The organism is Meiothermus granaticius NBRC 107808, from assembly GCF_003574355.1.
Classification (GTDB): Bacteria; Deinococcota; Deinococci; order Deinococcales; family Thermaceae; genus Meiothermus; species Meiothermus granaticius.
In genome coordinates this window covers 1-25,592 of sequence record NZ_QWLB01000016.1, presented here as the reverse complement: position 1 = coordinate 25,592, position 25,592 = coordinate 1, and the positions used below count along the sequence as shown (strand labels likewise).

23 protein-coding genes are annotated in these 25,592 nt (G+C 63.6%); 8 read left to right on the top strand and 15 right to left on the bottom strand.

Annotated features, from left to right (window positions below; translation table 11 throughout):
* Positions 1-4 precede the first annotated feature (4 nt).
* Positions 5-2,812 (top strand): hypothetical protein, encoded by a 2,808-nt coding sequence (locus Mgrana_RS07150; RefSeq protein ID WP_119356924.1) that lies wholly within the window; start codon positions 5-7, stop codon positions 2,810-2,812.
* Between the two features lie 23 nt (positions 2,813-2,835).
* The gene (locus Mgrana_RS07145) at positions 2,836-3,807 is read left to right on the top strand and encodes a nucleoside hydrolase (protein WP_119356923.1); all 972 of its coding nucleotides are present in this window, start codon (positions 2,836-2,838) and stop codon (positions 3,805-3,807) included.
* A 6-nt stretch (positions 3,808-3,813) separates the two neighbouring features.
* Here Mgrana_RS07145 and Mgrana_RS07140 read toward each other — a convergent pair whose 3' ends face one another.
* Both Mgrana_RS07140 and ftsH read right to left on the bottom strand, forming a co-directional pair.
* Complete coding sequence (locus tag Mgrana_RS07140; protein WP_147021184.1) at positions 3,814-4,296, bottom strand: hypothetical protein; 483 nt, start codon at positions 4,294-4,296, stop codon at positions 3,814-3,816.
* A gap of 103 nt (positions 4,297-4,399) precedes the next feature.
* Positions 4,400-6,274 carry an ATP-dependent zinc metalloprotease FtsH gene (gene ftsH, locus Mgrana_RS07135; RefSeq protein WP_119356921.1) on the bottom strand — a complete coding sequence of 625 codons (1,875 nt, stop codon included), beginning with the start codon at positions 6,272-6,274 and terminating at the stop codon, positions 4,400-4,402.
* A gap of 280 nt (positions 6,275-6,554) precedes the next feature.
* On the opposite strand from ftsH, the gene dnaK reads away from it, so the two are divergent.
* From dnaK to Mgrana_RS07115, 4 genes are all read left to right on the top strand, one after another.
* Positions 6,555-8,432 (top strand): molecular chaperone DnaK, encoded by a 1,878-nt coding sequence (dnaK, locus tag Mgrana_RS07130; protein ID WP_119356920.1) that lies wholly within the window; start codon positions 6,555-6,557, stop codon positions 8,430-8,432.
* A gap of 79 nt (positions 8,433-8,511) precedes the next feature.
* Positions 8,512-9,087, top strand: coding sequence for a nucleotide exchange factor GrpE (locus Mgrana_RS07125; protein ID WP_119356919.1), 576 nt, complete (start codon positions 8,512-8,514; stop codon positions 9,085-9,087).
* 48 nt (positions 9,088-9,135) lie between these two features.
* Positions 9,136-10,020 carry a DnaJ C-terminal domain-containing protein gene (locus tag Mgrana_RS07120; RefSeq protein ID WP_119356918.1) on the top strand — a complete coding sequence of 295 codons (885 nt, stop codon included), beginning with the start codon at positions 9,136-9,138 and terminating at the stop codon, positions 10,018-10,020.
* Between the two features lie 103 nt (positions 10,021-10,123).
* The gene (locus Mgrana_RS07115) at positions 10,124-11,071 is read left to right on the top strand and encodes a dienelactone hydrolase family protein (RefSeq protein ID WP_240631279.1); all 948 of its coding nucleotides are present in this window, start codon (positions 10,124-10,126) and stop codon (positions 11,069-11,071) included.
* Here the strand turns inward: Mgrana_RS07115 and Mgrana_RS07110 are convergent.
* Genes Mgrana_RS07110 through Mgrana_RS07095 form a run of 4 tightly spaced genes read right to left on the bottom strand, consistent with a single transcriptional unit; the run spans position 11,052 to position 15,054 of the window.
* Positions 11,052-12,251, bottom strand: coding sequence for an MFS transporter (locus Mgrana_RS07110; RefSeq protein WP_119356917.1), 1,200 nt, complete (start codon positions 12,249-12,251; stop codon positions 11,052-11,054). The genes Mgrana_RS07115 and Mgrana_RS07110 overlap by 20 nt on opposite strands.
* 7 nt (positions 12,252-12,258) lie before the next feature.
* Positions 12,259-13,425 (bottom strand): aminotransferase class I/II-fold pyridoxal phosphate-dependent enzyme, encoded by a 1,167-nt coding sequence (locus tag Mgrana_RS07105; RefSeq protein WP_119356916.1) that lies wholly within the window; start codon positions 13,423-13,425, stop codon positions 12,259-12,261.
* A 51-nt stretch (positions 13,426-13,476) separates the two neighbouring features.
* Positions 13,477-14,541 (bottom strand): type IV pilus twitching motility protein PilT, encoded by a 1,065-nt coding sequence (locus Mgrana_RS07100; protein ID WP_119356915.1) that lies wholly within the window; start codon positions 14,539-14,541, stop codon positions 13,477-13,479.
* Between the two features lie 15 nt (positions 14,542-14,556).
* A complete protein-coding gene (locus Mgrana_RS07095; RefSeq protein WP_119356914.1) occupies positions 14,557-15,054 on the bottom strand; it encodes a MogA/MoaB family molybdenum cofactor biosynthesis protein in 498 nt (165 codons plus the stop codon).
* Between the two features lie 41 nt (positions 15,055-15,095).
* Here Mgrana_RS07095 and Mgrana_RS07090 point away from each other — a divergent pair, with 41 nt between their 5' ends.
* The gene (locus tag Mgrana_RS07090; protein WP_119356913.1) at positions 15,096-15,698 is read left to right on the top strand and encodes a GNAT family N-acetyltransferase; all 603 of its coding nucleotides are present in this window, start codon (positions 15,096-15,098) and stop codon (positions 15,696-15,698) included.
* 2 nt (positions 15,699-15,700) lie between these two features.
* On the opposite strand, the gene Mgrana_RS07085 is transcribed toward Mgrana_RS07090, so the two are convergent.
* The 8 genes from Mgrana_RS07085 to Mgrana_RS07050 form a co-directional block, all read right to left on the bottom strand.
* Positions 15,701-16,114 (bottom strand): barstar family protein, encoded by a 414-nt coding sequence (locus Mgrana_RS07085; RefSeq protein WP_119356912.1) that lies wholly within the window; start codon positions 16,112-16,114, stop codon positions 15,701-15,703.
* On the bottom strand, positions 16,114-16,521 hold the full coding sequence (locus Mgrana_RS07080; protein WP_119356911.1) for a guanyl-specific ribonuclease: 408 nt from the start codon (positions 16,519-16,521) through the stop codon (positions 16,114-16,116). Before Mgrana_RS07080 ends, Mgrana_RS07085 begins: the two co-directional genes overlap by 1 nt.
* 32 nt (positions 16,522-16,553) lie before the next feature.
* Positions 16,554-17,435, bottom strand: a complete 882-nt coding sequence (gene aguB, locus Mgrana_RS07075) for an N-carbamoylputrescine amidase (RefSeq protein WP_170146421.1) — start codon at positions 17,433-17,435, stop codon at positions 16,554-16,556.
* Complete coding sequence (locus Mgrana_RS07070) at positions 17,432-18,484, bottom strand: agmatine deiminase family protein (protein ID WP_240631278.1); 1,053 nt, start codon at positions 18,482-18,484, stop codon at positions 17,432-17,434. Before Mgrana_RS07070 ends, aguB begins: the two co-directional genes overlap by 4 nt.
* An 89-nt stretch (positions 18,485-18,573) precedes the next feature.
* A complete protein-coding gene (nhaA, locus tag Mgrana_RS07065) occupies positions 18,574-19,842 on the bottom strand; it encodes a Na+/H+ antiporter NhaA (protein ID WP_119356908.1) in 1,269 nt (422 codons plus the stop codon).
* A 156-nt stretch (positions 19,843-19,998) separates the two neighbouring features.
* Positions 19,999-20,733, bottom strand: coding sequence for an esterase family protein (locus Mgrana_RS07060; protein WP_119356907.1), 735 nt, complete (start codon positions 20,731-20,733; stop codon positions 19,999-20,001).
* A 23-nt stretch (positions 20,734-20,756) separates the two neighbouring features.
* The gene (locus Mgrana_RS07055; protein WP_119356906.1) at positions 20,757-21,917 is read right to left on the bottom strand and encodes an ATP-grasp domain-containing protein; all 1,161 of its coding nucleotides are present in this window, start codon (positions 21,915-21,917) and stop codon (positions 20,757-20,759) included.
* Positions 21,918-22,024: 107 nt separating this feature from the next.
* Positions 22,025-23,719 carry a long-chain-fatty-acid--CoA ligase gene (locus Mgrana_RS07050; protein ID WP_119356905.1) on the bottom strand — a complete coding sequence of 565 codons (1,695 nt, stop codon included), beginning with the start codon at positions 23,717-23,719 and terminating at the stop codon, positions 22,025-22,027.
* Between the two features lie 146 nt (positions 23,720-23,865).
* On the opposite strand from Mgrana_RS07050, the gene Mgrana_RS07045 reads away from it, so the two are divergent.
* Positions 23,866-25,035, top strand: coding sequence for a M20 metallopeptidase family protein (locus Mgrana_RS07045; protein ID WP_119356904.1), 1,170 nt, complete (start codon positions 23,866-23,868; stop codon positions 25,033-25,035).
* Between the two features lie 6 nt (positions 25,036-25,041).
* On the opposite strand, the gene Mgrana_RS07040 is transcribed toward Mgrana_RS07045, so the two are convergent.
* Positions 25,042-25,500, bottom strand: coding sequence for a DinB family protein (locus Mgrana_RS07040; RefSeq protein WP_240631277.1), 459 nt, complete (start codon positions 25,498-25,500; stop codon positions 25,042-25,044).
* Positions 25,501-25,592 lie beyond the last annotated feature (92 nt).

Genomic DNA, 25,592 nt, shown 5'->3' with positions numbered 1-25,592 from the left:
CCCGATGGACACCACCGTCAAGCGCTACCTTCGCAACCAGTTTCACCTTGATACCCCCCTTTCCCCAGGGCGCTTTGAGGCTGAGCTGGCCCGGCGCATCGGCAGCCCTACCCGCCGAAGACCAATTCTGCAGGCCTGGAGACGCTATCTGAGTGGGGAAGAGGGTTTGGATGGGGTACAAGCCTTTTACCGTGAACTCCTCAGCTACCCTCGGGAGAGGTTGGAGGGCCTGATCTATGCCATGCACCTGCCCTTTATGGAGTTTTACCTGCGGGAGCTGCCCCGGTGGTTGCCCCAGCAGGGGCGGGTGCTCGAGGTAGGGGCTTTTACCGGGGTCCTGGTCAAGCTGCTGGAGGCGGCCCGGCCAGAGCTGGAATGGCACGCCTTGGAGGGGGTTCCTGAGGCGGTCCGACTGGGCCGGGAGCGTACCGGCGAGGGGGTGCGCTGGCATCAGGGGTGGTTTGCGGGGGATCTGTCTGGGGAGGAACTCCCCCCGATGGACGCGGTGCTGCTCCTGTCGGTGTTGCCCGAGGCGCATCTGGGCGAGGTACCCGCAGAGCTGGACGATGCAGCGTTTGCGGCCCATTTTCGCCTCGAGGACTCCTTGCGGAGCCTACGGGGTTTGCTCAAGCCTGGGGGGCGGGTGGTGTATGGGCATGGGCCCTTTCTGGGCAAAAACCCTGGAGCCGTGGCGCGGATCTTGGAGCGGATGGGCTTTGAGGGGGTGAGCCAGAGCGGGGAGGGGGAGTACACCCTGGTGCTGGGGGGGATGCCCGAGGAGCTGCTCGAGCCCGGCCTGCCCAGCTCACCTGAGCCGGCCCTTCACCGGGCGGAAAGCCCGGAGGGGCCGGTCGTCCTGGGGCCGCCCGGTCTGCCCGAGACGCAGGCCTGGGGGCTGCTCGAGGAGGGGGCTTATGCCGAGCTCCTCGCGCGCATCCCGGAGGGGACCACAGGGGAGCTGGGCCTCCTGCGGGGGCGGGCCTTGTTGGCACTCTCGCGCTTTGCTGAGGCCGACGCCGCTTTAGCCCTGGCAGGCCGACCGGAAGCGGAGGACCTGCGCCCCCTATGCTGGGCTGAGCAGGGGGACTACCGCCGGGCCCTGACCCGCTTGGAGGAGCTCAGCAGCCGGGGTGGGCGTTTCAAGCTGGCTTTGGGTAAGGCGTACTTGGGGCTGGGGCGCCCCTCCGAGGCCCTGCGCCAGTTCTTTGAGTGCGGCCTGGGGGAGGCCGAGGTCTACCTGGCCACCGCCCTCGAGCGCCTCGAGGAGCGGGTCGCGCGGTCGGTGCGGGAGGGGGACTGGAGTGAGGCCAGCCGCCGGGTGGAGTTTGCCGAGGACCTCTCGCCCCACCTGCTCTCTCGAGGCCTGCTGAATTGGGGCTTGCGGGCGGCATTGCAGCAGGGGTTGTGGGCCCGGGCGGGGCGGTATGCTCAGCGGCTCTACGATCTGGGGGAGGCCTATGGGGCCCTGGGGCTGGCCCTGGCGGGTTTGAAGGTGCGGGGGCCGGAGGCGTTAGACCAGGTGCCCCTGGAAGCCCTCAAGGAAGTCGAGCCCTACCTCACCGATGCGGTGGCCAAGGCCGAGGACGCGACGGCGCTTTTGGCCTTGGGGATGCTGCGCCACCGTGAGGGGCGACACGCTGAAGCCCTGCGGCTGCTCGAGCGGGCTGCGCGGGAATCGCGGGATGAGAGCGCGGGAAGTGCTTATCACCTGCTGGCCCTCTCCAAGCGAGCCCTGAACTACTCCACGCCGGAGGTGTTGGGAGACCACAAGCGGGCCCATGCCCATAAGGCCTATACCGTCTCCGAGCTGTATGCCCTGGCCCAGGAGGCTCTGAAGGCCGGGGAGCCGGTGCTGGCCCGGGAGTTTTTGGGTCGGGTGCGGGACGGCGGGCTGGATTTGCTGGATACCCAGATTGACGAGCTGTTGCGCCTGGTTGAGACCCTGGAAGGCCCCTGGGAGGCCTTTCGCATCCTGGTGGGGTGGCTCGAGCGCACCCTAGACCCGCCGCTGGAGTACCTCGAGCAGGCCTATCGCCTCTCCCGCAGCTTCAGCCAGAGCCATGAGGCTGAGACCGTGCGAAGGCAGTACCTGGCGGCCCTCTACAGCGCTGGACAGGCCCTGGGGGCCGAGGGGCTGCTGCTCTCGGAACTGGCCCAAACCCCGGATGCGCTCGAGGTGATCTACGATCTGGCCGAGCACTACGAGCGGGTAGGGGCCTACAGCAAAGCGGCGGAGCATTGGCGCAAGGCCCTGGAGATGGCCTACTACGCCGAGAAAGACCTGGAGCTGGCCCGCGAAATCCTGCGCAACCTGCTGTTCCTCAACCCCACCGATCCCGAGCTGGGGCTCTACCTCGAGGAGCTGAAGGCCACCTCCCGGGCCCTGGCCCAGCTCGAAGGGACCGCGGATGCCCTCGCGGCGACCACGCCAGAAACCCTGATGCGGGGCACCCTGCCGCGCTTTCATGGGGAGTACTTGGTGGTGGTGGGGGGGCATACCCAGCTTCGCAGCCGGATGGTGCCCTACCTCGAGGCCCAGGGCTTGCGGCTGGATTGGTTCGATTCCGATGGCAATACCGCTGGCCGAGAGGTGCTTCGCCGGATTCAGAGCCGGCTGGAGCGGGCTCACGGCATGATCATCATCTCCAGCTATGTGGGGCACGATCTATCCGAGCCTGTACGGCTCGAGGCCGAGAGCCTGGGGGTACCGGTATACATTACCCCTGGGCGGGCTCGGGGCATCACGGGGTTTTTACGGGCGGTCACCGAGTTCGCCCCGCAGTTGTTCAAACGGGCCTTGCGTAGCGGATAGCCCGGCCTCGGTATAGTGGTCCTATGACCCCGCCGCGCAAGATCCTGATCGACACCGATCCTGGCGTAGACGATGCCATGGCGATATTTCTGGCCCTGGCCAGCCCTGAGCTCGAGCTATTGGGGCTAACCACGGTTTTTGGCAACGTTCAAACTGACCTGGCCACCACCAACGCCCTGCGCCTGCTGGAAATTGCCGGGCGCAGCGAGATCCCGGTAGCCCAGGGCGCCCGAGCCCCGCTGGTTCGGCCCTTTGGCGGCCCGGTGCCTTTCATCCACGGTGAGGACGGGCAGGGCAACACCTTTTTGCCCCCGCCGCAGAAGGCCCCGCTGGGCCTGAGTGCCGCGCAGTTCATCATAGAGACGGTGCTGGCTCATCCAGGAGAGGTCACTCTGGTGCCGGTGGGTCCCCTGACCAACCTGGCTCTGGCCTTGCGGCTCGAGCCCCGCCTGGTAGAGGCGGTGGCCGGGGTGGTGCTCATGGGGGGAAACGCCCTGGTCCCAGGCAACGCCTCCCCCGCGGCCGAGGCCAACATCCACAATGACCCTGAGGCTGCCGATGTGGTATTGGGGGCCGGCTGGAAGATCACGATGGTGGGGTTGGATGTAACCCAGCAGGTGTTGATGACCGACGCACAGATCGCTGCGCTGGCAGCGATTCCTTCGGCGATGGCCCGACACCTCAGCCGCATCGTGCCGTTTTATCGCGAGTTTGCCCGTCGCCGGGGCAATTGGGGGGGGATCCACCTGCACGACCCCACGGCCATCTTGTACCTGCTACACCCTGAACTCTTCACGGTGCAGCAGTGGCCGATACGGGTGGAGACCATCGGGGTGGGGCGAGGCAAAACCTGGCCCAACCCCCAGACCGGGAGTTCAGAAGAGCGAGAGGCCCTGCGGCCCTGGCAAGGACGGCCACCGGTAGGGGTTTGTGTGGGGGTTCAGGGGGAGGCCCTGGTGGAGATTTATCTCGAGCGCCTGCGCCACACGGTCTGAGGGATCCTATCGCAGGGCGGTAGCCTTAATGACCGTCACCGCCAGCAGCCACAGGCCGGACCAGGCCAGCACATAGTTGGGCCACCGCCCGGAGAGGATCAGCAGCCCGAGCGCGGCATCGTTGACCGCGATGAGGGCAGTAAAGGGGGCAAAGTTGTGGACGAACTGCCCCATAAAGCTGCCCTGCATCAGCTTGATGAAGGAATTGGGCTCAACCACCGCCACCACGCTGTTGACCAGGAACACCCCAGCAAAGCCGATGCGAAACAGCCCGGTCATCAAGCCTGGCTCGAGGGGAGAGGAATCCCTGGCCTCGGGAGCCGCCTCCAGCAAGGTTGGCCGTACTTCGGGCTTGACGCTCTGGCTCAAGGCCTCCTGCACGTCCGCTTTAGGCCAACCCCGTCTCTCCAGCACCTGGCGAATCTGTTCCGGGCTCATCCCGTGCTCGAGCTTGCGCTGTACATATCGGAGTAAGTCCGCGGTGACCATATTCCAGGCCCATTCTGTCCCTGGTTAGCCCGGCCCCGCAACGGCAAACGACCCAGCCCGGTTGACCTTCACTTAATGTAACGCGGGCCTGGCCCTAGCGCCCTCAAACCCCGCCCAGGTTGGGCTTGATCTTGGGCACGATGCGGGGGGTCTCCTTTTCGTCTTTGGGGGCTTCTTCGGGGGCTTCCTCGAGCCGCTCCCCCTCCACCACCCGCAGAAACTCCTCGCTGTTGAGGGTTTCAAACTCGAGCAGGGCTTGGGTGACCCGCTCGAGCACGTCCCGGTGCTCGGTGAGCAGCTTATACACCTCATCGTGCTGTTCTTGCAGCAGCTTCTGTACGGCCTCGTCAATCCGCTTGGCGGTTTCCTCGCTGTACTGCCGGGTATCGTACCCCCCCAGGTAGGTGTCTTCGCGCACTTGATACGCGACGAAACCGAAATCAGGGTGCATTCCCCACTCGGTGATCATCCGCCGGGCCAGGTCGGTGGCCTGCTTGAAATCGTTCTCCGCCCCGGTGGTCACATCCTCGAAGACCAGCTCCTCGGCCACCCGCCCAGCCAGCGCTACCCCGATCTGGGCGGTGAGGCGCTTTTTGGAGTAGTGCAGGCTGTCTTGACGCTGGGGCATGGCAAACCCCATGGCCCGTCCGCGGGGAACGATCGTGACCTTATGGGGGGGGTCGGCATGCTCGATGTAGTGCATGGCCAAGGCATGCCCGGCTTCATGGTAGGCGGTGATTTCCCGGTCCCGTGGGGTGATGACCAGGCTCTTTTTGGCCGGCCCCATGATCACCCGATCCGCCGCCTCCTCCATGTCCTTCATGGTGATTTTTTTGCGGTTGTCTCGAGCCGCCAGCAAGGCCGCTTCGTTGAGGAGGTTTTCTAAATCCGCCCCCACAAACCCCGGAGTGCGCCGGGCCAGAAGGGCCAGGTCCACGTCTTCGCCCAAGGGTTTGCCCTTGGCGTGAATCTTGAGGATTTGTTCACGCCCCCGCACGTCCGGGGCGTCAATGGCCACCTGGCGGTCAAAGCGTCCGGGGCGCAGCAGGGCTGGGTCCAACACATCCGGGCGGTTGGTGGCGGCCATGACGATGATGCTGGTTTCCTTCTCGAAGCCATCCAACTCGACCAGAAGCTGGTTGAGGGTTTGCTCCCGCTCGTCGTTGCCTCCCCCTACCCCACCCCCGCGCCGCCGCCCGACCGCGTCGATCTCATCGATAAAGATGATGCAGGGGGCGTGTCGCTTGGCGGTATCAAAGAGGTCGCGCACCCGGGCCGCGCCCACCCCCACGAACATCTCTACGAAGTCCGAGCCGGAAGCCGCGATGAAAGGTACCTTGGCCTCTCCCGCTACGGCCCGGGCGATGTGGGTCTTGCCCGAGCCTGGAGGCCCCACCAGCAATACCCCCTTGGGAATTCGGGCCCCCATTTCGTGAAAGCGGGCCGGGGACTTGAGAAACTCAACAATTTCCTTCAGCTCGTCCTTGGCCTCCTCACAGCCCGCCACATCGCGGAAGCTGGTTTTGGGCGCCTCGGTGAGCACCTTGGCTCGGCTCTTGGTGAAGCTGAAGGCATTATCGCCGGAAGGCCCCCGGTTGCGGGAAAAGTACCAAAAAATCGCGAACAATAGCCCCACCAACAGGAGGGGAACCAGGAACCCCATAAGCGGGTTTTCCCGCTTAGGCCCGACCACCTCCACGGAGATGCCCTTCTGCCCCCACTCGCGGATGGTATTGGTATCAATCGCGCTGGGGGCAAAGGTGACAAAGCTGCTGTCGTCTTTGAGGGTACCGTTGATTTGCCGACCATCTAGGGTGAGGGTTTTCACCCGCCCCTGGTCAATCTCGCTCAAGAAGGTGGTGTAGAAGATTTTATTGGAAGGGGCCTGGTTGGTAGAGGTAAGGCTGAATGCCCAGGCGATTAGGATCGCCGCACCCAGTACGAACCAGAGATTGATATTGAGCGGCAAACGGTTCATCGTTCTTCTAGGGTACACCTAAAAATTAAGCCAAAGGTAGTCAAGCGTACCTATGGCCAGGTGGGATAAAGGTGCGGCTGGAGCGGCCTCAGGCCAGACTCATTCTGGGGGGGAATCCTTCCAGACTCGAGCAGACCCCGGCGACTCGAGGCTGCTCTACTTGATAATACTTCACTCAACTCTATTGACATGAGTGCTGAGAGAAGCTATCCTAGGGCCTAGTGGGCCTGTTTAGCGTGTCTGTGTGAAGAAACAAGCACATGCCCCTGTGAGGTGGATCATGGCCAAAGCCGTAGGAATTGACTTAGGAACGACAAACAGCGTTATCGCGATCATGGAGGGCGGCAGCCCAGTGGTGCTGGAGAACGCCGAAGGGGAGCGCACCACCCCCAGTGTGGTGGCGTTTAAGGGCGGGGAGCAACTGGTGGGTCGGGTGGCCCGGCGCCAGGCGGTGCTCAACGCCGAGGGCACGGTCTTCGAGATCAAGCGCTTCATCGGGCGGCGTTGGGAGGAGGTACAAGAGGAAGCCAAGCGCGCCCCCTACAAGGTGGTGCAGGGCCCCGATGGCGGGGTACGGGTGGACATCGCGGGTAAGCTCTACACGCCCGAGGAGATCTCGGCGATGATCCTGCGCAAGCTGGTAGAAGATGCCAGCAAGAAGCTGGGGGAGAAGGTCACCAAGGCGGTAATCACCGTTCCGGCCTACTTCAACAACTCCCAGCGTGAGGCCACCACCAACGCCGGGAAGATCGCGGGCCTCGAGGTGCTGCGCATCATCAACGAGCCCACCGCGGCAGCCCTAGCCTATGGGCTGGACAAGAAGGGCGATGAGACCGTGCTGGTCTTCGACCTAGGCGGCGGAACCTTTGACGTGACCGTGCTCGAGATCGGCGACGGGGTGTTCAAGGTACTCTCTACCGCAGGGGATACCCACCTGGGCGGTTCAGACATGGACCACGCCATCGTGGACTGGCTGGTGGAGGAGTTCAAGAAGGAATCGGGTGGGGTCAACCTCAAGGCCGATCGTCAGGCCCTGCAGCGGCTGATCGAGGCTGCTGAGAAGGCCAAGATCGAGCTTTCCAACGTCACCGAGACCACCATCAGCCTGCCCTTCATCGGCCTGGACCCGGTTTCCAAAACCCCTCTGCACCTCGAGCGCAAGCTGACCCGGGCCAAGTTCGAGGAGCTGATTCAACCGCTGCTCAAGCGGGTTCGTGCCCCGGTGGACCAGGCCCTCAAGGATGCCAACCTCAGCGCTTCGCAGATTCAAGAGGTGTTGCTGGTAGGAGGGGCGACCCGGGTTCCGGCGGTACAGCAGATCGTCAAGGAGATGCTGGGTAAGGAGCCCAACCGCAGCGTCAACCCCGATGAGGTGGTGGCCCTGGGGGCCGCCGTGCAGGCGGGGGTGCTGACCGGTTCGGTCGAGGACGTGGTGCTGTTGGACGTGACCCCGCTCTCGCTGGGGGTCGAGACCAAGGGTGGGGTGAGCACCGTGCTGATTCCGCGCAACACCACCGTGCCCACCCGCCGCTCGGAGACCTTCACCACCGCGGAAAACAATCAGCCCTCGGTGGAGATCCACGTGCTGCAAGGTGAGCGCCCGATGGCCGCGGACAACAAGAGCCTGGGCCGCTTCCGGCTGGATGGGATTCCGGCCATGCCTGCAGGGATGCCGCAGATTGAGGTCACCTTCGACATTGACGCCAACGGCATCCTCCACGCCACCGCTAAGGAGAAATCCACCGGCAAAGAGGCCAGCATCACCATCCAGAACACCACTACCCTCAGCGAGCAGGAGATTGACCGGATGGTAAAAGAGGCTGAGGCCAACGCCGAGGCCGACCGCAAGCGCCGCGAGAGCGCCGACCTACGGAACTCTCTGGACACCGCCCGGATCCAGGCCGAGCGGGTGATGGGCGAGAAGGAAAGCACCCCCGAGGCCAAGAGCCGCCTCGAGGCCGCGGTGGCTAAGGCCAAGAGCCTGCTCGAGGGCAGCCCCAGCGACGCTGAGGTGCGCAGCGCCACCGAGGAGTTGGTTTCTGCTCTACAAGCCTATGAGCAGGGGGCTACGGTGGGGACCACCGGCGGTACGGGGCCGAGCCAAGGCGGCAACAAGCCCGACGATGTGATTGACGCGGATTTCAAGCCGGCGGACTAAGCCGGACGGGGAGGGTTGGGGGTGTGAGATCAGCCATGCGCTCGACCCCCAACCCTATACTCTGGATGAGGTTGTGGGGATGGAAAAGGATAAAACAGCGCAAACCCAGGTGGAGGCCAACGGCTCCCAAAATGCTCAACCGGCTCCGGAGGGAGAAATTCCCGAGGTAGAGCGGCTCAGGGCAGAGCTCGAGGTGCTCCAAGCGGAACTCAGGGCGGCTAAGGAGAAGTACATTCGCCTCTACGCCGATTTTGACAACTATCGCAAGCGCAGCGCCCAGGAGCTGGAGAGCGCCAACCGCGCTGGTAAGTTCGAGGCGGTGCGTAGCCTGTTGGGAACCCTAGATGACCTCGAGCGGGCCTTGGGGTTTGCCCAAGCCAAGCCTGAAGACCTGATCCCAGGGATCAAGACGGTACTGGAGAATTTCGCCCGCAACCTGAAGGGCCTGGGGGTGGAACCCGTTCCTGGGGTGGGCACGCCCTTTGACCCCAGGATTCACGAGGCCATTGGAGCAGTGGAGGGCGAGGAAGGTAAAGTGGTGCACGTGTATCAACAGGGGTTTCAGTACGGGGAGGCGTTGGTGCGTCCGGCCCGGGTAGTGGTGGGCAGCGGGGTGAAGGAGGCGCAGGGCAACGGGCAAAGTGCGGAGCGCTAAACTCGGTTTTACCCTTCGCTATTGGCCCGGCGGCTTGCGGCAATCAATATGGCCTACAAAGACTACTACGCCATCTTAGGGGTTTCTAAAAACGCCTCCGAAGAGGAGATCAAGAAGGCGTTCAAGAAATTGGCCCGCAAACATCACCCGGACGTGAGCAAAGACCCCGGAGCAGAGGAGCGGTTCAAGGAGATCAACGAAGCCTACACCGTGCTTTCCGACCCCGAAAAGCGGCGCTTCTACGACCAGTACGGCTCAGAGGCCGCCAACCGTAGCTGGCAGGGGCCTCCCCCAGACGCAGGCAATTTTGGTGGATTCAGCGGCAACATCGGGGACTTCTCTGAGTTCTTCCAGTCGCTCTTCGGTAACCTGGGGGGCCGCGGGGGGACGGGCTTTGGGGGGCTCGAGGATTTATTCGGGCAGGCCGCCCGCCCCTCACGGCGCGGGGCTGACCTCGAAGCCGAGCTCCCGCTTTCGCTGGAGGAGGCCTATCGTGGCGGGGAAAAAACCCTTTCGATTGGGGGCGAGCGCCTGACCGTACGCATCCCGGCGGGGGTGCGGGAGGGGCAAAAAATTCGTTTGGCGGGCAAGGGCAGGGCTGGGGGAGACCTGTACCTGGTGGTTCGCCTACAGACCCGAGCCGAGATGCGCCTCGAGGGCGACGACATCTACGTTACCGCCGAGGTCCCGGCCCCCATCGCGGTGGTGGGGGGAAGCGCACGGGTGCAGACCCTGGATGGGGCGGTGAGCCTCAGTATCCCCAAGGGGACCCAGAGCGGACGCCGGCTGCGGCTTAAGGGTAAGGGCTGGCCGCGCAAAGATGGAACCCGCGGCGATCAGTACGCCGAGATCAAGCTGGTGGTTCCCACCCAACCCACCCCTGAAGAAGAGCGGCTCTACGGGCAGTTGGCCGAGCTGCTCAAGGTTAAGTAGGCTTGTAAGGGCCGGTTTCTTAAAAATGAGCTTATGATTTGTGCCCTGCCTCGAGCTTTGCACTGGGTTAATCGGCCAGACTCAATTTTGAGGAGGCCAGATCATGAGCGTGAGCGAGCGGCAGGACCTGTTCCGTTATGTGGTTGAGGAGTTCGCCGAAGACTACCGCGAGGGGGAGATTGACCGCCGGGAATTCCTGCGCCGCACGGTGATTTTGGGCGGGGGGGTGGCGGGGGCAAGAACCCTTTTGGTTTCCCTAGGGATCACCGGGGTAAGCGCGGCTGAGTTGGCCCAGGCCCAGCAGGCCAACCCCCAGGCCAGCCCGCCGGAGGCCAAGCCCAAAGTGGATCCCAACGACCCCTCAATTCAAGCCCAGATGCTGACTTATACGGCTCGAGGCTTTGAGCAGATGGCCTACCTGGCCCGGCCTGCGGGGGGAGCCTCGGCCCCGGGGGTCCTGGTCATTCATGAGAACCGGGGCCTCCAGCCGCACATCCAGGATATCGCCCGTCGTTTGGCCAAGGCCGGGTACATTGCCCTGGCGCCCGATCTGGTCTCTAAGGTTGGGGGTACGGCCCAGTTCAGCGATACCGCCCAGATCTCGGCTTACTTGGCCCAGACCCCAGCCGAGGAGCACATCGCCAACCTACAAGAAGCCCTGGGGGTCCTCAAAAACACCCCAGGCGTGCAGGCGGACAAGCTGGGGGTGGTGGGGTTTTGCTTTGGCGGGGGCCTGGCCTGGCGGCTGGCGACCGAGGCCCCCGAGCTCAAGGCGGCGGTGCCCTTCTATGGCCCTGCGCCGGATCTGGCCAAGGTGCCCGCTATCAAGGCTGCGGTGCTAGGCATCTACGGCGGCAACGATGCCCGGATCAACCAGGGAATTCCCGCCCTCGAGGCCGCCCTCAAAGGGGCGAACATTCGCTACCAGATCAAAATCTACGAAGGGGCCAATCACGCCTTCAACAACGATACGGGCCCCAACTACAACCAAGCGGCGGCGGAGGATGCCTGGGCGCTGACCCTGAACTGGTTCAAGACCTATCTGGTTTGAGGCGGCTCCGGGGCTTCTCCCTCACGTTCCAGAGAAGAGTAGCCCCCACCCCGAACACCGCGGCCTGGGCCACCCAACCCAGGCCATAGCTGCCGCTCAGCTCCACCAGCAATCCGAAGAGCGGGGGGGCCAGGGCGATGCCGATGGAGGTAAACACCAGACCAAACCCCACCACCTGACCTTCTAGCCCTGGCGGAGAAAGCTCGGTCAGGAGAGAGAAATGCAGCCCCTGCCAGCCCAGCGCGGTGGCCCCGTAGAGCACCACCAGGGCAACCTTGGCCCACAGCGGCGTACCGGTAGGCAGCCAAGCCAGAACCAGGGCACTCAGGCCGGCCAGCCCCACCATCAGCACCAGCAAGGGACGCCGGGCCCCACCGGTGTGGTCTGAGAGCCACGACCAAGCCACCCGGCTCAGGGCTCCGGCGAACTGGGCTGCGGTCAGCAGGGCCGCCCCGGTGAGCTCGGGCAGCCCAAAGCGCTCTTTCAGGAAGAGGATCAGGTAGGTGATCATCACGAACTGCCCCGTGGGCAGCGTGACCCCGGCCACCGCGGCCAGCAGGATATCGCGCTCGCGCAGGATTTGCCGAAAAGGGGGCTTGGGGAGGTGAGGGCTGGAATTTGGGGGAAGCGGTTCGTAGTAAAGCCTCGAGGCCACCCAGGCCGCCAACACCCCCAGCAGCGCCGCGACCCCCGAGGCCCAGCGCCAGTTCAGGCTGTGGGCCACGGCGGGGAAAATTGCGGCGGCCAGGGTTCCCCCCAAGGGCACGGCCATCTGGCGCAGCCCAATGACCAACCCTCGGCGCTGAGGCGGGAACGACTGGGCCACCGCCTGCGACCCTGCCGGGGTAGAGGAGGCCACCACCAACCCCACCAGCACCAGCAAAGGCACAAAGCTGGAGGGGGTGTGGCTCAGCAGGGCGATCAGTATGGCCAATAAGGCCGCGGCCAGCGCCCCTGCGATCAGCAGGGTACGGCTGCCTAAGCGGTCGGTGAGCCAGCCGGCTGGAAGAGCCCCCAGCATGGTGCCCAGGTAGATAAAGGTATTGAGCAACCCCACCGCTGCGAGCGAAAGCCCGAGGTCGGCGCGGATGTAGGGAGCCAAGGTGGGATAGGCCTGCCCGATGGCCGAAACCGCGGTTCCGGCGATCATGGCGGCGGCAAGAACAGACCAGGGCGACATTGGAGGTTTAGTCTCGAGCTTTCCGCCGGATGAACCCCCCGATGCGCTCGGCGGCCTCGAGCAGCACGGCTTCCGGCTGGACCAAGGCCAAGCGCACCCGCCCCACCCCACCGGGGCCAAAGGCCCGCCCAGGGGAGAGGGCTACCCCGGTCTCGGCCACCAGGTGGGTGCAGAACTCGAGGTCGTTCAGCCCTAACCCCTGGGGGAGCTCAGCCCACAGGTACATGCAGGCTTTCGGCAGCGGAACGCTCCAGCCCTGAGCCTCTAGGGCCGCCACCATGGTTTGGCGGCGGTGGGCCCAGGTCTGGGCATCCCGCTGTAGGCGCTCGGACGAAACCTTCAGCGCAGCGATCCCCATGCGCTGGATGCCGAGATAGGGGTTGAAATCAATCGGGGCTTTGAGGGCCTCGAGGCTGGCGATGGCCTCGGCATGGCCCAGGGCAAATCCCAGGCGGAACCCGGCCAGGTGGTAGCTCTTGGCAAAGCTGAACAGTTCTACGGTGCGTTCCCGGCCTCCCGGTAGGGCCAAAGGGGAGACCGTGGGTTCTAGAGCCTGGTCGAGATAGGGGTTGTCATGGATCAGCAGCAGGTCATAGCGCGCGCAGAACTCGAGAGCCGCCTCGAAGAACGGCCTGGGGGCCAGGGCTGCGGTGGGGTTGTTAGGGTAGTTGAGGAGCAGGGCCTTGGCGCCTCGCGCAACCGCTTCGGGCACAGCGGAGAGCTCGGGGAGAAGGTCAGGCCCCAGGGGCATCAGGTGGGTCTGGAGCCCGGCTACACTGGCGGCCCCAAAATAAGAGGGGTAAGCCACGTCACACAGGATCAACCCGTCCCCTGGGTCGGCCACCGCCATCAACAGGTGGGCCAGGCCTTCCTGGGAGCCAATCAGGGCCAGGGCCTCTCGGTGCGGATCGAGCTCGAGGCCGAAGCGCTCCGCATACCAGCGGGTGGCTGCTTCGAGCAGCGGCAGGGTACCGGACTTAAGGCAGTAGCCGTAGGTCTGGGGGTCGTCTACGGCCGCTTTCAAGGCCTCGAGGGCTTCGGGGGGCGGGGGCAGGTCGGAAGCCCCGATGGAGAGATCTATAACCGCTAGACCCTGGGCTTTAGCCCTGGATTTCGCCCGGTCCATCTCGAGAAAAACCCCCCCGCTCTTCGGGGTGCGCTGCGAACGGAACATGGCCTTTAGGCTACCAGCTTTCGGGCCCAGAGGCTCGCCCGCCGCCAGGAGCTAGAGCGGATGGGAGGCTTCGGCTTCGAAGTGGGCTGGATCGGTGGTGTTGAGCAGGGCGGTTTGGTAGTCTACTTGCCCGCTGCGGTAGAGCTCGAGCAGGTGGGCGTCGAAGCTCTGACAATCGGCCAGGCTAGGGTCGTGCAGGAGCTCCTGGAAGCGCCCATTGGACTCGGGGTGTTTGAGCACTTCCCGCAAGGCCGGGCCCATCAGCACGACCTCCATCACCGCGACCCGCTCCCCAGCCGTGCTGGGGATCAGGCGCTGGGCGATCAGCCCAACCAGGCTTTCGGCCAGCACGATGCGCTGGGCCATGCGCTCTTCCGGGGGAAACAGCTTGAGCAAGGTGTGGATGGCCCGCGCGCTGTCCGGTGCAACCAGCGTGCTCAGCACCAGGTGCCCGTTCTGGGCGGCATTCAGGGCCGCTGAAGCGGTGCTGACGTCGCGAATTTCTCCGATGGCGATCACATCTGGGCGCTGGCGCTGGGCCCCCATCAGGGCGGCCTCGAAGCTGACCGCGTCGCTGCCGATTTCCCGCTGAACCACCGCGGAGCGCTTGCTCTTGTGCAGATACTCGATGGGGTCCTCGATGGTGAGGATGAGCTTGGCCTGGGTGGTGTTGATCTCATCCACCAGTCGGGCCAAGGTGGTGCTTTTGCCGGCACCGCGAGGCCCGACCACCAGCAGCAATCCCCGGTCGAGGTCACGGAAGTGATGCAGGTACTTCTCGGGGAGGTTGACCTGTTGAAGGCTTGCCTCCTGCGGCCCTATGACCTGGAACACCACGCTGGCTGAGCCGCGCTGGTAGAAAACGTTGGCCCGCAATCGGCTCACCCCAGGAAGGCTATAGGCCAGGTCCACCTGGCGGTAGACCTCGAGCCGGGCTTTTTGCTGGGGGCTACAGAGCTGCTGCACCAGCGCCGCGGTGCTGGTGGGCTTGAGCTTGCGCCCCCCCACGCTTTGCAACTGACCCCCTATCCGGGCCAGCACCGGCATCCCGGCGTGAAAGTGAACCTCGGAGGCGCCTTTTTGCAAGAGATGGGAGAGCAGCTCGCTGAAATTCATAAGATGCGGGCAAACTTACGAACTGCGCGCGGGGGAGGCCAGGCTTCTGCCGGTGATGCTCTCCACCGCGTTCAGCACCAGGGGGAGGGCCACCTCGAGGGCGGCGGTGGCTGCGCTCTGACCCCCCGGTAGATTGAGGATCAGGGTTTTGCCCCGGCTGCCGGCTACCCCTCGAGTTAGGGCGATGGAGGGCTCATTTTTGAAGGTCATCAACCGGATGAACTCGGGGATGCCGGGGACGGCCTTCTCGAGCATCTCGCTGGTGGCCTGGGGGGTGTGGTCTTTGGCCGAGAGGCCAATGCTGCCCACAGTGAGGATTAAGTCCAGGCCATCCCGGTCGGACCACAGCCGCAGCACCCGCTTGATCTGGGCGGCTTCGTCGGGCACTGTGTCCACCGCCACCACCTCGTAAGGCCCATAGAGCAGGGTTTCGCGCAAAGCCGCTACGGTGGCGTCTTCGTCCGCACCGCGCGCACCGTCGCCAGAGACCGTCAAGATGCCGACCCGAATCACAGCTTCTAGTCTATGCCACGGAAATGATAGCGTTGGGTTATATGGGTTTAGCCGACGTTACGGATCCGCTGTGGCACCGGGCCGTGGTTTTGCAAGGGCGGTTTTTCCGCCTCGAGCCCCTGACCTTGGCCCATGCCCAAGACATGCTCCCCTACTATGAGGCCGGGATGGTGCAGTACATGAGCTACGCCCCCCAAGCGCCCACCCTCGAGGCCATGGCCACCTACATCCAGCACCTGCTCTCGGCCCCAGACCGGGTTAACTGGGCCATCGTGGACCCAGGCGAAGGGCAGATGGTCGGGCGCACCGGGTACGTGCGGGTAAACCCACAGTATCGCCAACTGGAGACCACCACCTGGATTTTCACCCCTTTCCAGGGGGGAAAGGCCAACCCGGAGAGCAAGTTTCTGCTCCTGCGGCACGCTTTTGAAACCCTGGGGGTCATCCGGGTGCAGTTCCGCGCTGACGCCCGCAACCTGCGCAGTCGCCGGGCCATTGAGAAGCTAGGGGCGGTGTACGAGGGGGTTTTGCGCAAGGATCAGATCTATCCCAGCGGTGTGATCCGCGATACCGCGATCTACTCGATTCTGGATGAGGAGTGGCCGGGGGTGAAGGCCCGGCTCGAGGCCCGCCTATATCCGTGAGCTCAGGCCTCGAGGAGCACCAGTTTGAGCGGGGGGGCCTGGTCGGCCTGGCGGGCCTGACTGGCCTCGCGCACGATCTGGAGAAAGGTCTGGGCTTCCTGAGGAGCCCGCTGCTGCAGCAGCCCGAAGTCTTGGAATACCAGCACATACCCCCGGGCGGGTTTCCAGGAAAAATCGGTGAGCATGTCGTATAGGGCATCCCAGTTGAAGCCGAAATAGGCCGGCATTGCACAGCTCTGGTAGAGCGCGTGCAGCAGGGTGGGCTTGTCGAATACCGGGGCGCGGTCCACCCGGGCGACGAAGTAGCCCTTATCTGCGAGCTGCTCGAGCGCGGGCAGCGAGGCCGCAGGGAGTTGCAGAATGGCCTCTGCGGCGGGGTTTTCCACCTGCTGTAGCCCTTGGGGATCCTGCATCATCACCGTACCCGTATGAAGGTGTTGTAGTGATCCGGCGTGTAATACACCTCGCCCTTGGCCCCTATCACCAGCCGTTGGGGGCCGACCGAACTCAGACCAGGGGTGCGCACCACATACTCCCTGTAGTATCCCCTGGGCTGGGCCGGCAATCGCCCTTCGCGGTTAGCAAACACGGTGCCATCGTCGCGGTGGGGGTCGCGTTCGCCTCGAGCCACCCGCTCCAGAACCGGCCCCAGATCCACATCGCCCTGATAGGCCAGCCGGCCATTCAGGTCATACACCCTAACCCCATGCACGATCAGGCTCGAGCTCGAGGTGGGGAGGGGAGAGGGGGGCTGGTTGCGCAGATACAAAAACCCCAGCAGCATCAGGGCCGCGAGGAGAAAGCTAACCCAGACCCGCTGCATGGTGACCCCAGCCTACACGATCCCGCGCGGGGCTAGGCCCGCCGGGTTTTGCCGTCCAAGGTTAGGAGGGGGCCATAGAGCTCGGGTCGGCGGTCGCGGAAAAAACCGAACCCCGCGCGGAAGCTTCGGGCTTCTTCTAGGTTGAGGTCGGCGTAGAGGATGGTCTCTTCCTCTCGGCCCGCTTCGGCCAGCTTATTGCCCATATAGTCGGTTATAAAAGAGCTGCCGTAGTAGGTCTGGGTTTTGCCTTCCACCGTCTCCGTGCCCACCCGGTTGGCGGCTCCCAGGTAGCACAGGTTGGCCACCGCGTGCCCGATCATCACCCGTTGCCACATCTCTTTGGTATCCACCCCACCGGACTCGGGCGGCTCGCTGCCGATGGCGGTGGGGTAGAGCAGGATTTCCGCTCCCAGAAGGGCCATGCTGCGGGCAGCCTCGGGGTACCACTGATCCCAGCAGATGCCCGCCCCTACGCTGCCCACCCCGGTGGCAAAAGCCTTAAACCCCGTATCCCCGGGATTGAAGTAGTATTTCTCCTCATAGCCCGGGCCATCGGGGATATGGGACTTGCGGTAGATCCCCAAAATCTCCCCATCGTGGTTGATCATGGCCAGGCTGTTGTAATGCGCCTGTCCGGCTTTTTCGAAAAAGGAAAGCGGCAGCACCACCCCCAGCTCCTTGGCCAGTTGCTGAAAATGGGGCAGGAAGGGGTGGTGGTCTACCGGGTTGGCGCAAGCGAAGTAGGTTTCACGCTCGACCTGGCACCAGTAGAGGTTCTCGAACAGCTCAGGCAAGAGGATCAGGTGGGCCCCCTGCTGGGCCGCCTGGCGGACCCTCGAGCTGGCTTTGTCTACGTTGTCCTCGCGGACCCCCGACATGCTCATCTGGATGACCGCCAATCGGAGTGCCATCATTTCTCCTTTCCCACCGAAGGCGCGCTGGCCGGAAAGATGCTGCCCTCGGGCTGCTGCTGGGTAACGCAGTGAAAGCTGCCCCCACCGGTGAACAGAGCCTGGCTTTGCAGCCCGATCACCTGGCGGCCTGGAAACAGCGGGCGCAGGATCTCCAGAGCCCGCTCGTCATTGGGGTCGCCGTACTGCGGAACCAGTACGGCCCCGTTGAGCACATAGAAGTTGGCATAGGTCAGGGGCAGCCGGGTTGAGGCCTCGAGCCAGCGCGGGTGCCGAGGCAGCGGTAACCGGACGATGCGGAATGCCCCCAGGCTTTCCAGGATCTCCAGGTTTTCCTGCAAGGGCCCCCAGTTGGGGTCGTCGGAATCCTCGCAGATGGAGGTCACCACCGTGGAGGCGTCGGTGAAGCGGGTCAGGGTATCGATGTGGCCATCGGTGTGATCCCCCTCAAGCCCCCTTCCCAGCCAGATCAGGTGGTCTATGCCCAGGTAGTCGCGCAGGTATCCCTCGAGGTCCTCTTCGTTCAGGCCTGGGTTGCGCCCCGGAGAGAGCAGGCACTGGCGGGTGGTGATCCCGATCCCCAGGCCGTTGACCTCGAGGGAACCCCCCTCCATCACAATTCCAGGGTTGAAGAGCTGGGCCCCCAGGATATGGGCCATCTGCCGAGGAATTTGGTTGTCCAGTTGGGCGGGATACTTCCCCCCCCAGCCGTTGAATTCCCAATTGACCAGGGCCACCAGGCCGTTCTTGCGGACAAAGAGGGCGCCGCTGTCGCGCAGCCACAGGTCGTCGTGGGGGATCTGGTGAAGGCGAACCTCACCGCTCAGCCGGTGCCGGGCATCGGCCTCGGACTCCGGGTCGTTGACCAACAGGTGCACGGGCTCGAACCGGGCCACGGTATTGACCAGGGCTGCAAATTCCTGCCGAACCGGCTCCAGGTAACCCAACCACTTTTGGTCGTCATAGGGCCAGGCCATCCAGGTGGCCGCGTGCGGGGCCCATTCTGCTGGCATGGCAAAACCCAGCGCTCTAGGGGTAAGCACCTTCTCCACAAAAGGCAGAGTATAGCAGGTTTGAGGGGAAGTGCCAGGAGGCTGGCCAAAGGTAAGCCCAAAGCCCCCCCACAGGACTGGGGGATGCGTTAGGTTTGGCTCGAGCCCCCGCGCTTTTTCACTGTCCACGAAACCAGGGCCAGACCTATGGCCGCGGCCACCACGCTGCTGCTGAGCACCCCGATTTTGGCCTGGTCGAGCAGGCTTTTTTCAGCGAAGGCCAGCGCGGCCACAAAGAGCGACATGGTGAACCCGATGCCCCCGAGAAATCCGGCCCCAACCAGCATGGGCCAGGACACCCCGGCGGGCAGGGCCGCGATGCCCAAGCGTACGGCCAGCCAGCAGATCAGGAAAATTCCCAGCGGCTTACCCAGCAAGAGCCCCAAAAAAGCCCCCAGCCCAACCGTACCGAACCCTGCCCCGGAGAGGTTAACCCCGGCATTAAAAAAGGCGAACACCGGCAGGATTAAGTAGGTCACCCAAGGATGAAGGAGGTGTTCTAAGCGGTGCAGCGGGCTTTGCGCTTTCCCCAGAACATGCTCCAGTTCCCCCAGCTCGGCCTCGAGCAGCTCGGGGTCTTTGTGGGCCAGCTCCTTGAGCTGCCCCCCCAGATCGGGGATGGCTACTGTGCGGGTCAACGGGATCGCCAGGGCCAGCAGCACCGCAGCCACCGTAGGGCTGACCCCAGACTCGAGGGTGAAGAACCACATCAGGGCGCCGATGAGCATGTACGGCCAGAGCACCCGTACCCCAAGCCGCCCGATCCCCAAAGCCAGCAGGAAAAAGCCCAGGGCAATTAAGAGGGCGGTGAAGTTCAGGCCTGAGGTATAGAAAAAGGCGATCACCAGGATGGCTCCCAGGTCGTCGGCGATGGCAAAAGCGGTGAGAAAGACCTTGAGCCCAAAGGGCACCCGGTTGCCCAGCAGTGAGAGCACCCCCAGCGAGAAGGCGATATCGGTGGCCATCGGCACCCCCCAGCCGGAGGCTCCAGGGGTTCCTGAGTTGAACCCCAGGTAGATCAGGGCTGGGGCCACCATCCCCCCCACTGCGGCCAGGATGGTCAGCAAGGCGCGGCGCAGATCGGAAAGCTCGCCCAGCACCACCTCACGCTTGATCTCGAGGCCCACCAACAGAAAAAAGAAGGCCATCAAAAAATCTTTGATCCAGCTCGAGAGGCTCTTCTCGAGGGCAAACTCCCCCACGCTTAGGCGGACTACGGTCTCCTTGAGCCCGGTGTACCACCCATAGCCTCCAGCGTTGGCGATCACAAAGGCCAGTACCGCCATCGCAAAGAGGAGGAACCCCCCCTTGGCTTCGCTGTTCCAAAACGCCTCGATCGGCCGCAATAACACCTTCATCCCATCCCCCCTATACAAAGGGTGGAGACCGTTGTCAGTCTCCACCCTTCCGGCTTTTGGAGGCCGGACCCCCGCTGCCGAGCAGCGCCGCCCCTATTACATTGGCCCAGGGCCCCAGTAAATGTTATTGGGCCTACAATCCGGTCTAGGCTGAGTTCAAACCCCCAGCCGTTCCAGATAGTACGGCAGCATTTTGCGCCACCAGGGCCAGTCGTGGTCTACGTCGTGCCCCCAGTAGTCCACAATGGCTGGGATGCCCTTCTCGCGCAGAAGCTGCTCCATCTCGTGGGTATCGCGCAGGCACTCCTCTTCCCAGCGGCCCTGACCGACCACAAAGGCAATCTTGTGCTGACGGTAGAGATTTAGATAGTAGGGGTCGTCTAGGTGGCGTAAATACCACAGCGGGCTGTTGTAGTAGGCTTCCATTCCCCCCGCATCCCCCACAAATTTCCCTACCTGATAGAGCCCCGAGAGGGCGATCAGCCCACCAAAGGTTTCGGGATGGCGAAAGAAAAAGTTGGCGGAGTGAAAAGCCCCCATGCTGCATCCGGTCACCCAGAGGTGCTCTAGGCCGGTGCTCTTGCGCACAAAGGAGACCGCCTCGTTCATGATGTAGGCATCGTAGTCGTTGTGGCGGGCTGCGCGTTGCTGGGGAGGGAGGCTCTGGTTGGTCCAGCTTTGCCAGTCAATTCCATCCACGCAGAAGAACTTAACCCTCCCGGCCTCAATCAACCCAGAACAAGCCTCGATCATGCCAAAGCCCTCGAAGTCATAGAAGCGCCCATTCTGGGCCGGGAAAACCATCACCGGTTGCCCGTAATGGCCGTAGAGCTTGAGTTCCATCTCATGGCCCAGAGCCGGGCTGTACCAACGGTGGTATTCAATATGCATAGTTACCCCTACCCACCGGGTGTTTATGCCCGTTCTTGAATGCCCTGGGCGGCCTCTAAAAGGGTTTTTAGGTCAGGGTGCCGGAGGATGTAGCCATAGTTGCCAATTGCCCCGGCAAAAATACCGTTGATGCGCTCATGGTGGGCAATCAAAGGGCCATACTCCGCGACCACCTGTTCGTGCGGGCGCTTGTAGTGAATATGGTCCTTGCGACCCACATAGGTGCAGAAGTAGGGATGCTGAGCCTTTTGGCTGATCTTGCCGGTACTCAGGAGGTTGGCATACTCGCGAAAGATGTCCATGTCGTTGGCGTAGTTGAACATATCCACCGATAGACCGCCTGGGGGGCGCATGTTGACCTCGAGCGCCACCAGGGAGCCGTCCTCCAAGCGGAAGAACTCGAAATGGAAGAAGCGTTCCCTCACCCCAAAGGCCTTGACGATGGCCCGTCCAGCCTCACGCAGATCCTCGGGGATTTCCCGCACCATGTAGTAATAGATGTCGGTATCCTGATTGACCACCTCCATGACGCCTTTGGAATACTCCATGCTGCTGTCTAAAACAATGTTTCCTTGGATATCGGTGAGGCCATCGTAGGTGATGATCCGCCCAGGGACGAACTCCTCTACGATGTAGTCCACCGGGGGTTTTTGGGCGATGTATTCCTTCAGCTCATCGTCGCTGGTGATTTTGTAGGTTTTGGCGGCCCCCACCCCGATATCCGGCTTGGCCACCAGGGGGTAGCCCACCTCATCCACGAAGTTTTGCAGCTCCACCGGGTCGCGGCATACCTTCCCACGGGCCACCCGCAGCCCAGCCTGGCGGAACAACTCCTTCATCACCGACTTGCGCTTGACCTTGTCCATATCGGCAGGCCGCAGCCCAAAGATGTTGAAATCCTCGCGCAGTTGGGCTTCGGTCTCGAGCCAGTACTCGCTCATTGAGTCCAGGCGCTCCAGTTTGCCGTACTTGTAGGTGAAGTACCCCAGGGCCCGCACAAGCTCTTCATAGCGGTGGAGATCCGAGACCTTGTAGTACTCCGTGAGGGCTGCCTGAAGCTCAGGGCGCAGCTCATGGTACTCGGCATCCGCCAGCCCCAAAACGGTATGGCCGGCCTCCTTCAGGCGGGCCGAGAACGGCCAAAAGTTGGGGGGAAAGTGGGGGGAGAGAAACACGACATTCATGCGGTGACTCCTCTCGAGGGAATACTGGGCAACAGTATACGTTCTAAAACCCTTGCCCTGAGCCTAGGGGGTATTGACCCTCAGCTCAGGGCGTGTAACCGCGCGACCTACCCGGCCTTTGGAGCCTGTGTCCCCACCTGCTCCTTTGCGGCCATCTCCCGCAACTCCCGCCGCAGGATTTTGCCCACGGCGCTTTTGGGCAGCTCACTGCGGAACTTGTAGATATGGGGGACTTTATAGGCCGCGAGCTGTTGGCGGCAGAACTGATCCAACTCGTCCGCTGTAACGGACTGGCCGGGTTTGAGCACCACAAAAGCGGCCACGGTCTCGCCCCGGTAGGGATCGGGAACCCCCACGACCGCGGCCTCCTGCACCGCCGGATGGCTATAGAGCACCTCCTCAACCTCGCGCGGGTAGATGTTGTAGCCCCCTGCGATGATCAAGTCCTTTTTGCGGTCCACGATATAGAAGTAACCGTCCTCGTCCATGCGGGCCATGTCCCCGGTGAGCAGCCAGTCAATCTTGAGCACCTTGGCCGTCTCCTCAGGTTGGCCCCAGTACCCCAGCATGATGTTGGGACCACGCACGGCCAGCTCTCCCACCTCGCCAGGAGGCAGCTCGCGCAGGGTGTCGTCCACCACCGCGGCGTCAACCCCGGGTAGGGGTAGCCCCACGCTCCCGCGCTTGCGCTGGCCGCTGACCGGATTGGAGTGGGTGACCGGGGCTGCCTCAGTAAGGCCGTACCCTTCCAGGAGCCGTCCGCCGGTGAGCTTCTCAAAGGTCTCGATCACCTCCAGGGGCAGGGGGGCTGCCCCTGAATTGCAGATTTTGACCGTCCCCACCTTGCGCCGTTCAATCCCGGGGAAGTGGTTGAACCCCACGTACAGCGTGGGTACGCCAGGGAAATGGGTGACGTGATGCCGCTCAATGGCCTCGATACAGGCCGCTACCTCAGGGCGGGGGAGCAGCACCAGCTTGTACCCCAGGGCCAACCCGTAGTTCATGGCCACGGTCATGCCGTACACGTGGAATAGGGGAATCGCGGTAAGCATCACCCCTTTCCCGGCCATGGCCCGGCTCTCGGGCGACCAGGCGATGGTCTGGTAGACATTGGAGACCAGGTTGCGGTGTGAGAGCATGGCCCCTTTGGAGATCCCAGTGGTGCCGCCAGTGTATTGCAGCAGTGCCACATCGTCGGGTTTGGCCGGGTGGGGCTGGGCCAAGGGGGTGCTGGCTTTGAGGGCCCTCTTGAAATCTGTGCGCTTGGGGTGAGGGGGGAGTGTAACCCAGCGCTTCTCCCGGCGCATCTTGACCGGGTAGAGAAGGTTTTTGGGGAAGGGCAGGTAGTCTTGCAGACCGGTGGTGAACACCCGCTGCACCGGCAGCTCGGCCTCGAGCTCGGCATACCGCGGCCAGAGGAGATCCAGGATGACCAGGGTTTCCGCGCCGGAATCCAGAAGCTGATGGCGCAGCTCGCGCGGGGTATACAGGGGGTTGACGTTCACGCAAACCGCGCCGGCGGCGAGGATTCCATAGAAGGCGATGACGAACTGCGGGCTGTTGGGCAGCATGATGGCTACCCGGTCACCGGGCTTGACCCCTCGTTCTTGCAGCAAACCCGCAAAGGCAAGGACTTGTTTCCAGAGGTCTTTGTACTTGAGGGTATACCCCAGAAGGTCCAGCGCCAGGTGTTCGGGGTATTGCTGGGCGCTGCTCTCGAGGAGCTGCCACAACGGCGCCTCGGGGTATTCGATATCGGCAGGGACCCCCGGATCGTAATGGTTGAGCCATGGTCGTTGCATGGGTTGAACTCCTTTGGTTTGCCTACAGTGTAGCAAAGTTTATACCGGGTTCAAAGGAAGGCCGTCGGGCTGGCCTAGACAGGGCTTGGGGGCCCTCCGGTGCTTTCGGGTTGACGTCAGCGGCTTAAGGGAGTTGACTGAAAGGCATGAAACTTGAAGCTGCTGTTGCCGAACTCACCCCCAGCCTGCTCGAGATGCGCCGCGACTTTCACCGCCACCCTGAGTTGGGGTTTCAGGAATTCCGCACCAGTGCCAAGCTGGCTGAGTTCTTGCGGGGGTTGGGGCTCGAGGTCACGACCGGGGTGGCTCAGACCGGGGTGGTGGCCCGGCTCATGGGGGCTAAACCGGGCAAGACCGTGCTGGTGCGGGCCGATATTGATGCTCTGCCCATTCAGGAGGAGACCGGGGCTGCGTACGCCTCACAGACCCCTGGGGTTATGCACGCCTGTGGTCACGATGGCCATGCCGCAGTGGGGGCGCACGTGGCGGCGCTGTTGGCCCGGATGCGCGACCAGATCGAGGGTGAGGTGCGCTTTGCCTTCCAGCCGGCGGAGGAGATCGTCTCAGGGGCCCGCCCGATGGTGGAAGCCGGGGTGCTCGAGGGGGTGGACGCGGTGGTGGGGCTGCACCTCAACAGCCAGCTCCCGGCGGGAAAAGTAGGGGTGCGGAGTGGGCCCAGCATGGCTGCCGCCGATGCCTTCACCCTCACGGTACGGGGCAAGGGCACCCACGCGGCCATGCCGCATATGGGGGTGGATACCGTGGCGATCGCTGCCCACATCATCCTGGGCCTACAAACCTTGGTCAGCCGCGAGACCGACCCCATCAGCACCGCGGTGATCACGATTGCCACCGTTACCGCTGGGGATGGAGCTCACAACATCATCCCGGAGGTGGCGGTGCTCAAGGGGACACTGCGCACCTTTGATCCGGTCCTGCGGGATCGGCTGATCGAGCGCATCGAAGCTCTCTCAAAGGGGATTGCGGCCGCGATGAACGGTGGGGTTGAGATCGCTTGGCGGCAAGGCTCGCCCGCCGTGGTTAACGATGCGGCCCTGACCGAGCGCTTCCGGGCGATGGCCCAGAGTGTGGTGGGTCAGGAGAACCTCCTCGAGACCCCTCCGGTCATGGGGGGGGACGACATGGCCGAGTTCTTGCTGCGCCGCCCAGGGGTTTATTTCTGGGTAGGGGCGGGCGACCCTGCTTCGGGAAAAGACAAACCCCACCACCACCCCGGCTTTGACATTGACGATGAGCGGGCCCTGCCCATCGCCACCAAACTGCTGGCCCAGGCCGCGCTCGAGTTCCTGCGCTGAGGGGGGCTAACCCGGCAGCCGGAAAAAGGTGATGAAGTGTACCGAGGGGGGTTTTAGCCCCAACAGCCGAAACTGGGTAGCCAGCTGGCCCCGGTGGAAGTGGGCGTGGCTGGTGAGGTGGAGAACGATCTCTTCCACCGAGTTGGTGGAATGACCCCCACTGTGGGTGTAGGAGACGGGGGTTTGGGGGGAATGCTGCTCGAGCCAGGCCTGGCGCCGGAGGGCCAGCGCCTCCCAGCTGGGCTGTAGGGCAGCGATGCCCTCCTCAGCCGAGGGGGGTGCGGCGTGTTGGCCGTCGCACCGGGCCTGCCAGGTTAGCTCGGCGCTGACCATGTGGGAGGCCGTGGCCAGGAGGCTGGGGAAGCTCCCGCCCACCTCAGCGCGGGCCTGATCCGGGGAAAGCCCCGTCAGCGCGGGCCACCACTGCTGCCAGAGCCAGTCATTTGCTGCCACCAACCGTAACATTTCCTCTTGTGTCATGGCGTTTTTCCTTTCCCCTAGAATCCAGACGCCTGAGGCGGTTGCGCTCGAGGTGCAGTCCATAATACGCCACTACC

Coding starts and splice junctions, on each gene's coding strand:
- Mgrana_RS07150 (WP_119356924.1), top strand. CDS start 5: ATGGACACCACCGTCAAGCGCTACCTTCGCAACCAGTTTCACCTTGAT.
- Mgrana_RS07145 (WP_119356923.1), top strand. CDS start 2,836: ATGACCCCGCCGCGCAAGATCCTGATCGACACCGATCCTGGCGTAGAC.
- Mgrana_RS07140 (WP_147021184.1), bottom strand. CDS start 4,296: ATGGTCACCGCGGACTTACTCCGATATGTACAGCGCAAGCTCGAGCAC.
- ftsH (WP_119356921.1), bottom strand. CDS start 6,274: ATGAACCGTTTGCCGCTCAATATCAATCTCTGGTTCGTACTGGGTGCG.
- dnaK (WP_119356920.1), top strand. CDS start 6,555: ATGGCCAAAGCCGTAGGAATTGACTTAGGAACGACAAACAGCGTTATC.
- Mgrana_RS07125 (WP_119356919.1), top strand. CDS start 8,512: ATGGAAAAGGATAAAACAGCGCAAACCCAGGTGGAGGCCAACGGCTCC.
- Mgrana_RS07120 (WP_119356918.1), top strand. CDS start 9,136: ATGGCCTACAAAGACTACTACGCCATCTTAGGGGTTTCTAAAAACGCC.
- Mgrana_RS07115 (WP_240631279.1), top strand. CDS start 10,124: ATGAGCGTGAGCGAGCGGCAGGACCTGTTCCGTTATGTGGTTGAGGAG.
- Mgrana_RS07110 (WP_119356917.1), bottom strand. CDS start 12,251: ATGTCGCCCTGGTCTGTTCTTGCCGCCGCCATGATCGCCGGAACCGCG.
- Mgrana_RS07105 (WP_119356916.1), bottom strand. CDS start 13,425: ATGTTCCGTTCGCAGCGCACCCCGAAGAGCGGGGGGGTTTTTCTCGAG.
- Mgrana_RS07100 (WP_119356915.1), bottom strand. CDS start 14,541: ATGAATTTCAGCGAGCTGCTCTCCCATCTCTTGCAAAAAGGCGCCTCC.
- Mgrana_RS07090 (WP_119356913.1), top strand. CDS start 15,096: ATGGGTTTAGCCGACGTTACGGATCCGCTGTGGCACCGGGCCGTGGTT.
- Mgrana_RS07085 (WP_119356912.1), bottom strand. CDS start 16,114: ATGATGCAGGATCCCCAAGGGCTACAGCAGGTGGAAAACCCCGCCGCA.
- Mgrana_RS07080 (WP_119356911.1), bottom strand. CDS start 16,521: ATGCAGCGGGTCTGGGTTAGCTTTCTCCTCGCGGCCCTGATGCTGCTG.
- aguB (WP_170146421.1), bottom strand. CDS start 17,435: ATGATGGCACTCCGATTGGCGGTCATCCAGATGAGCATGTCGGGGGTC.
- nhaA (WP_119356908.1), bottom strand. CDS start 19,842: ATGAAGGTGTTATTGCGGCCGATCGAGGCGTTTTGGAACAGCGAAGCC.
- Mgrana_RS07060 (WP_119356907.1), bottom strand. CDS start 20,733: ATGCATATTGAATACCACCGTTGGTACAGCCCGGCTCTGGGCCATGAG.
- Mgrana_RS07055 (WP_119356906.1), bottom strand. CDS start 21,917: ATGAATGTCGTGTTTCTCTCCCCCCACTTTCCCCCCAACTTTTGGCCG.
- Mgrana_RS07050 (WP_119356905.1), bottom strand. CDS start 23,719: ATGCAACGACCATGGCTCAACCATTACGATCCGGGGGTCCCTGCCGAT.
- Mgrana_RS07045 (WP_119356904.1), top strand. CDS start 23,866: ATGAAACTTGAAGCTGCTGTTGCCGAACTCACCCCCAGCCTGCTCGAG.
- Mgrana_RS07040 (WP_240631277.1), bottom strand. CDS start 25,500: ATGTTACGGTTGGTGGCAGCAAATGACTGGCTCTGGCAGCAGTGGTGG.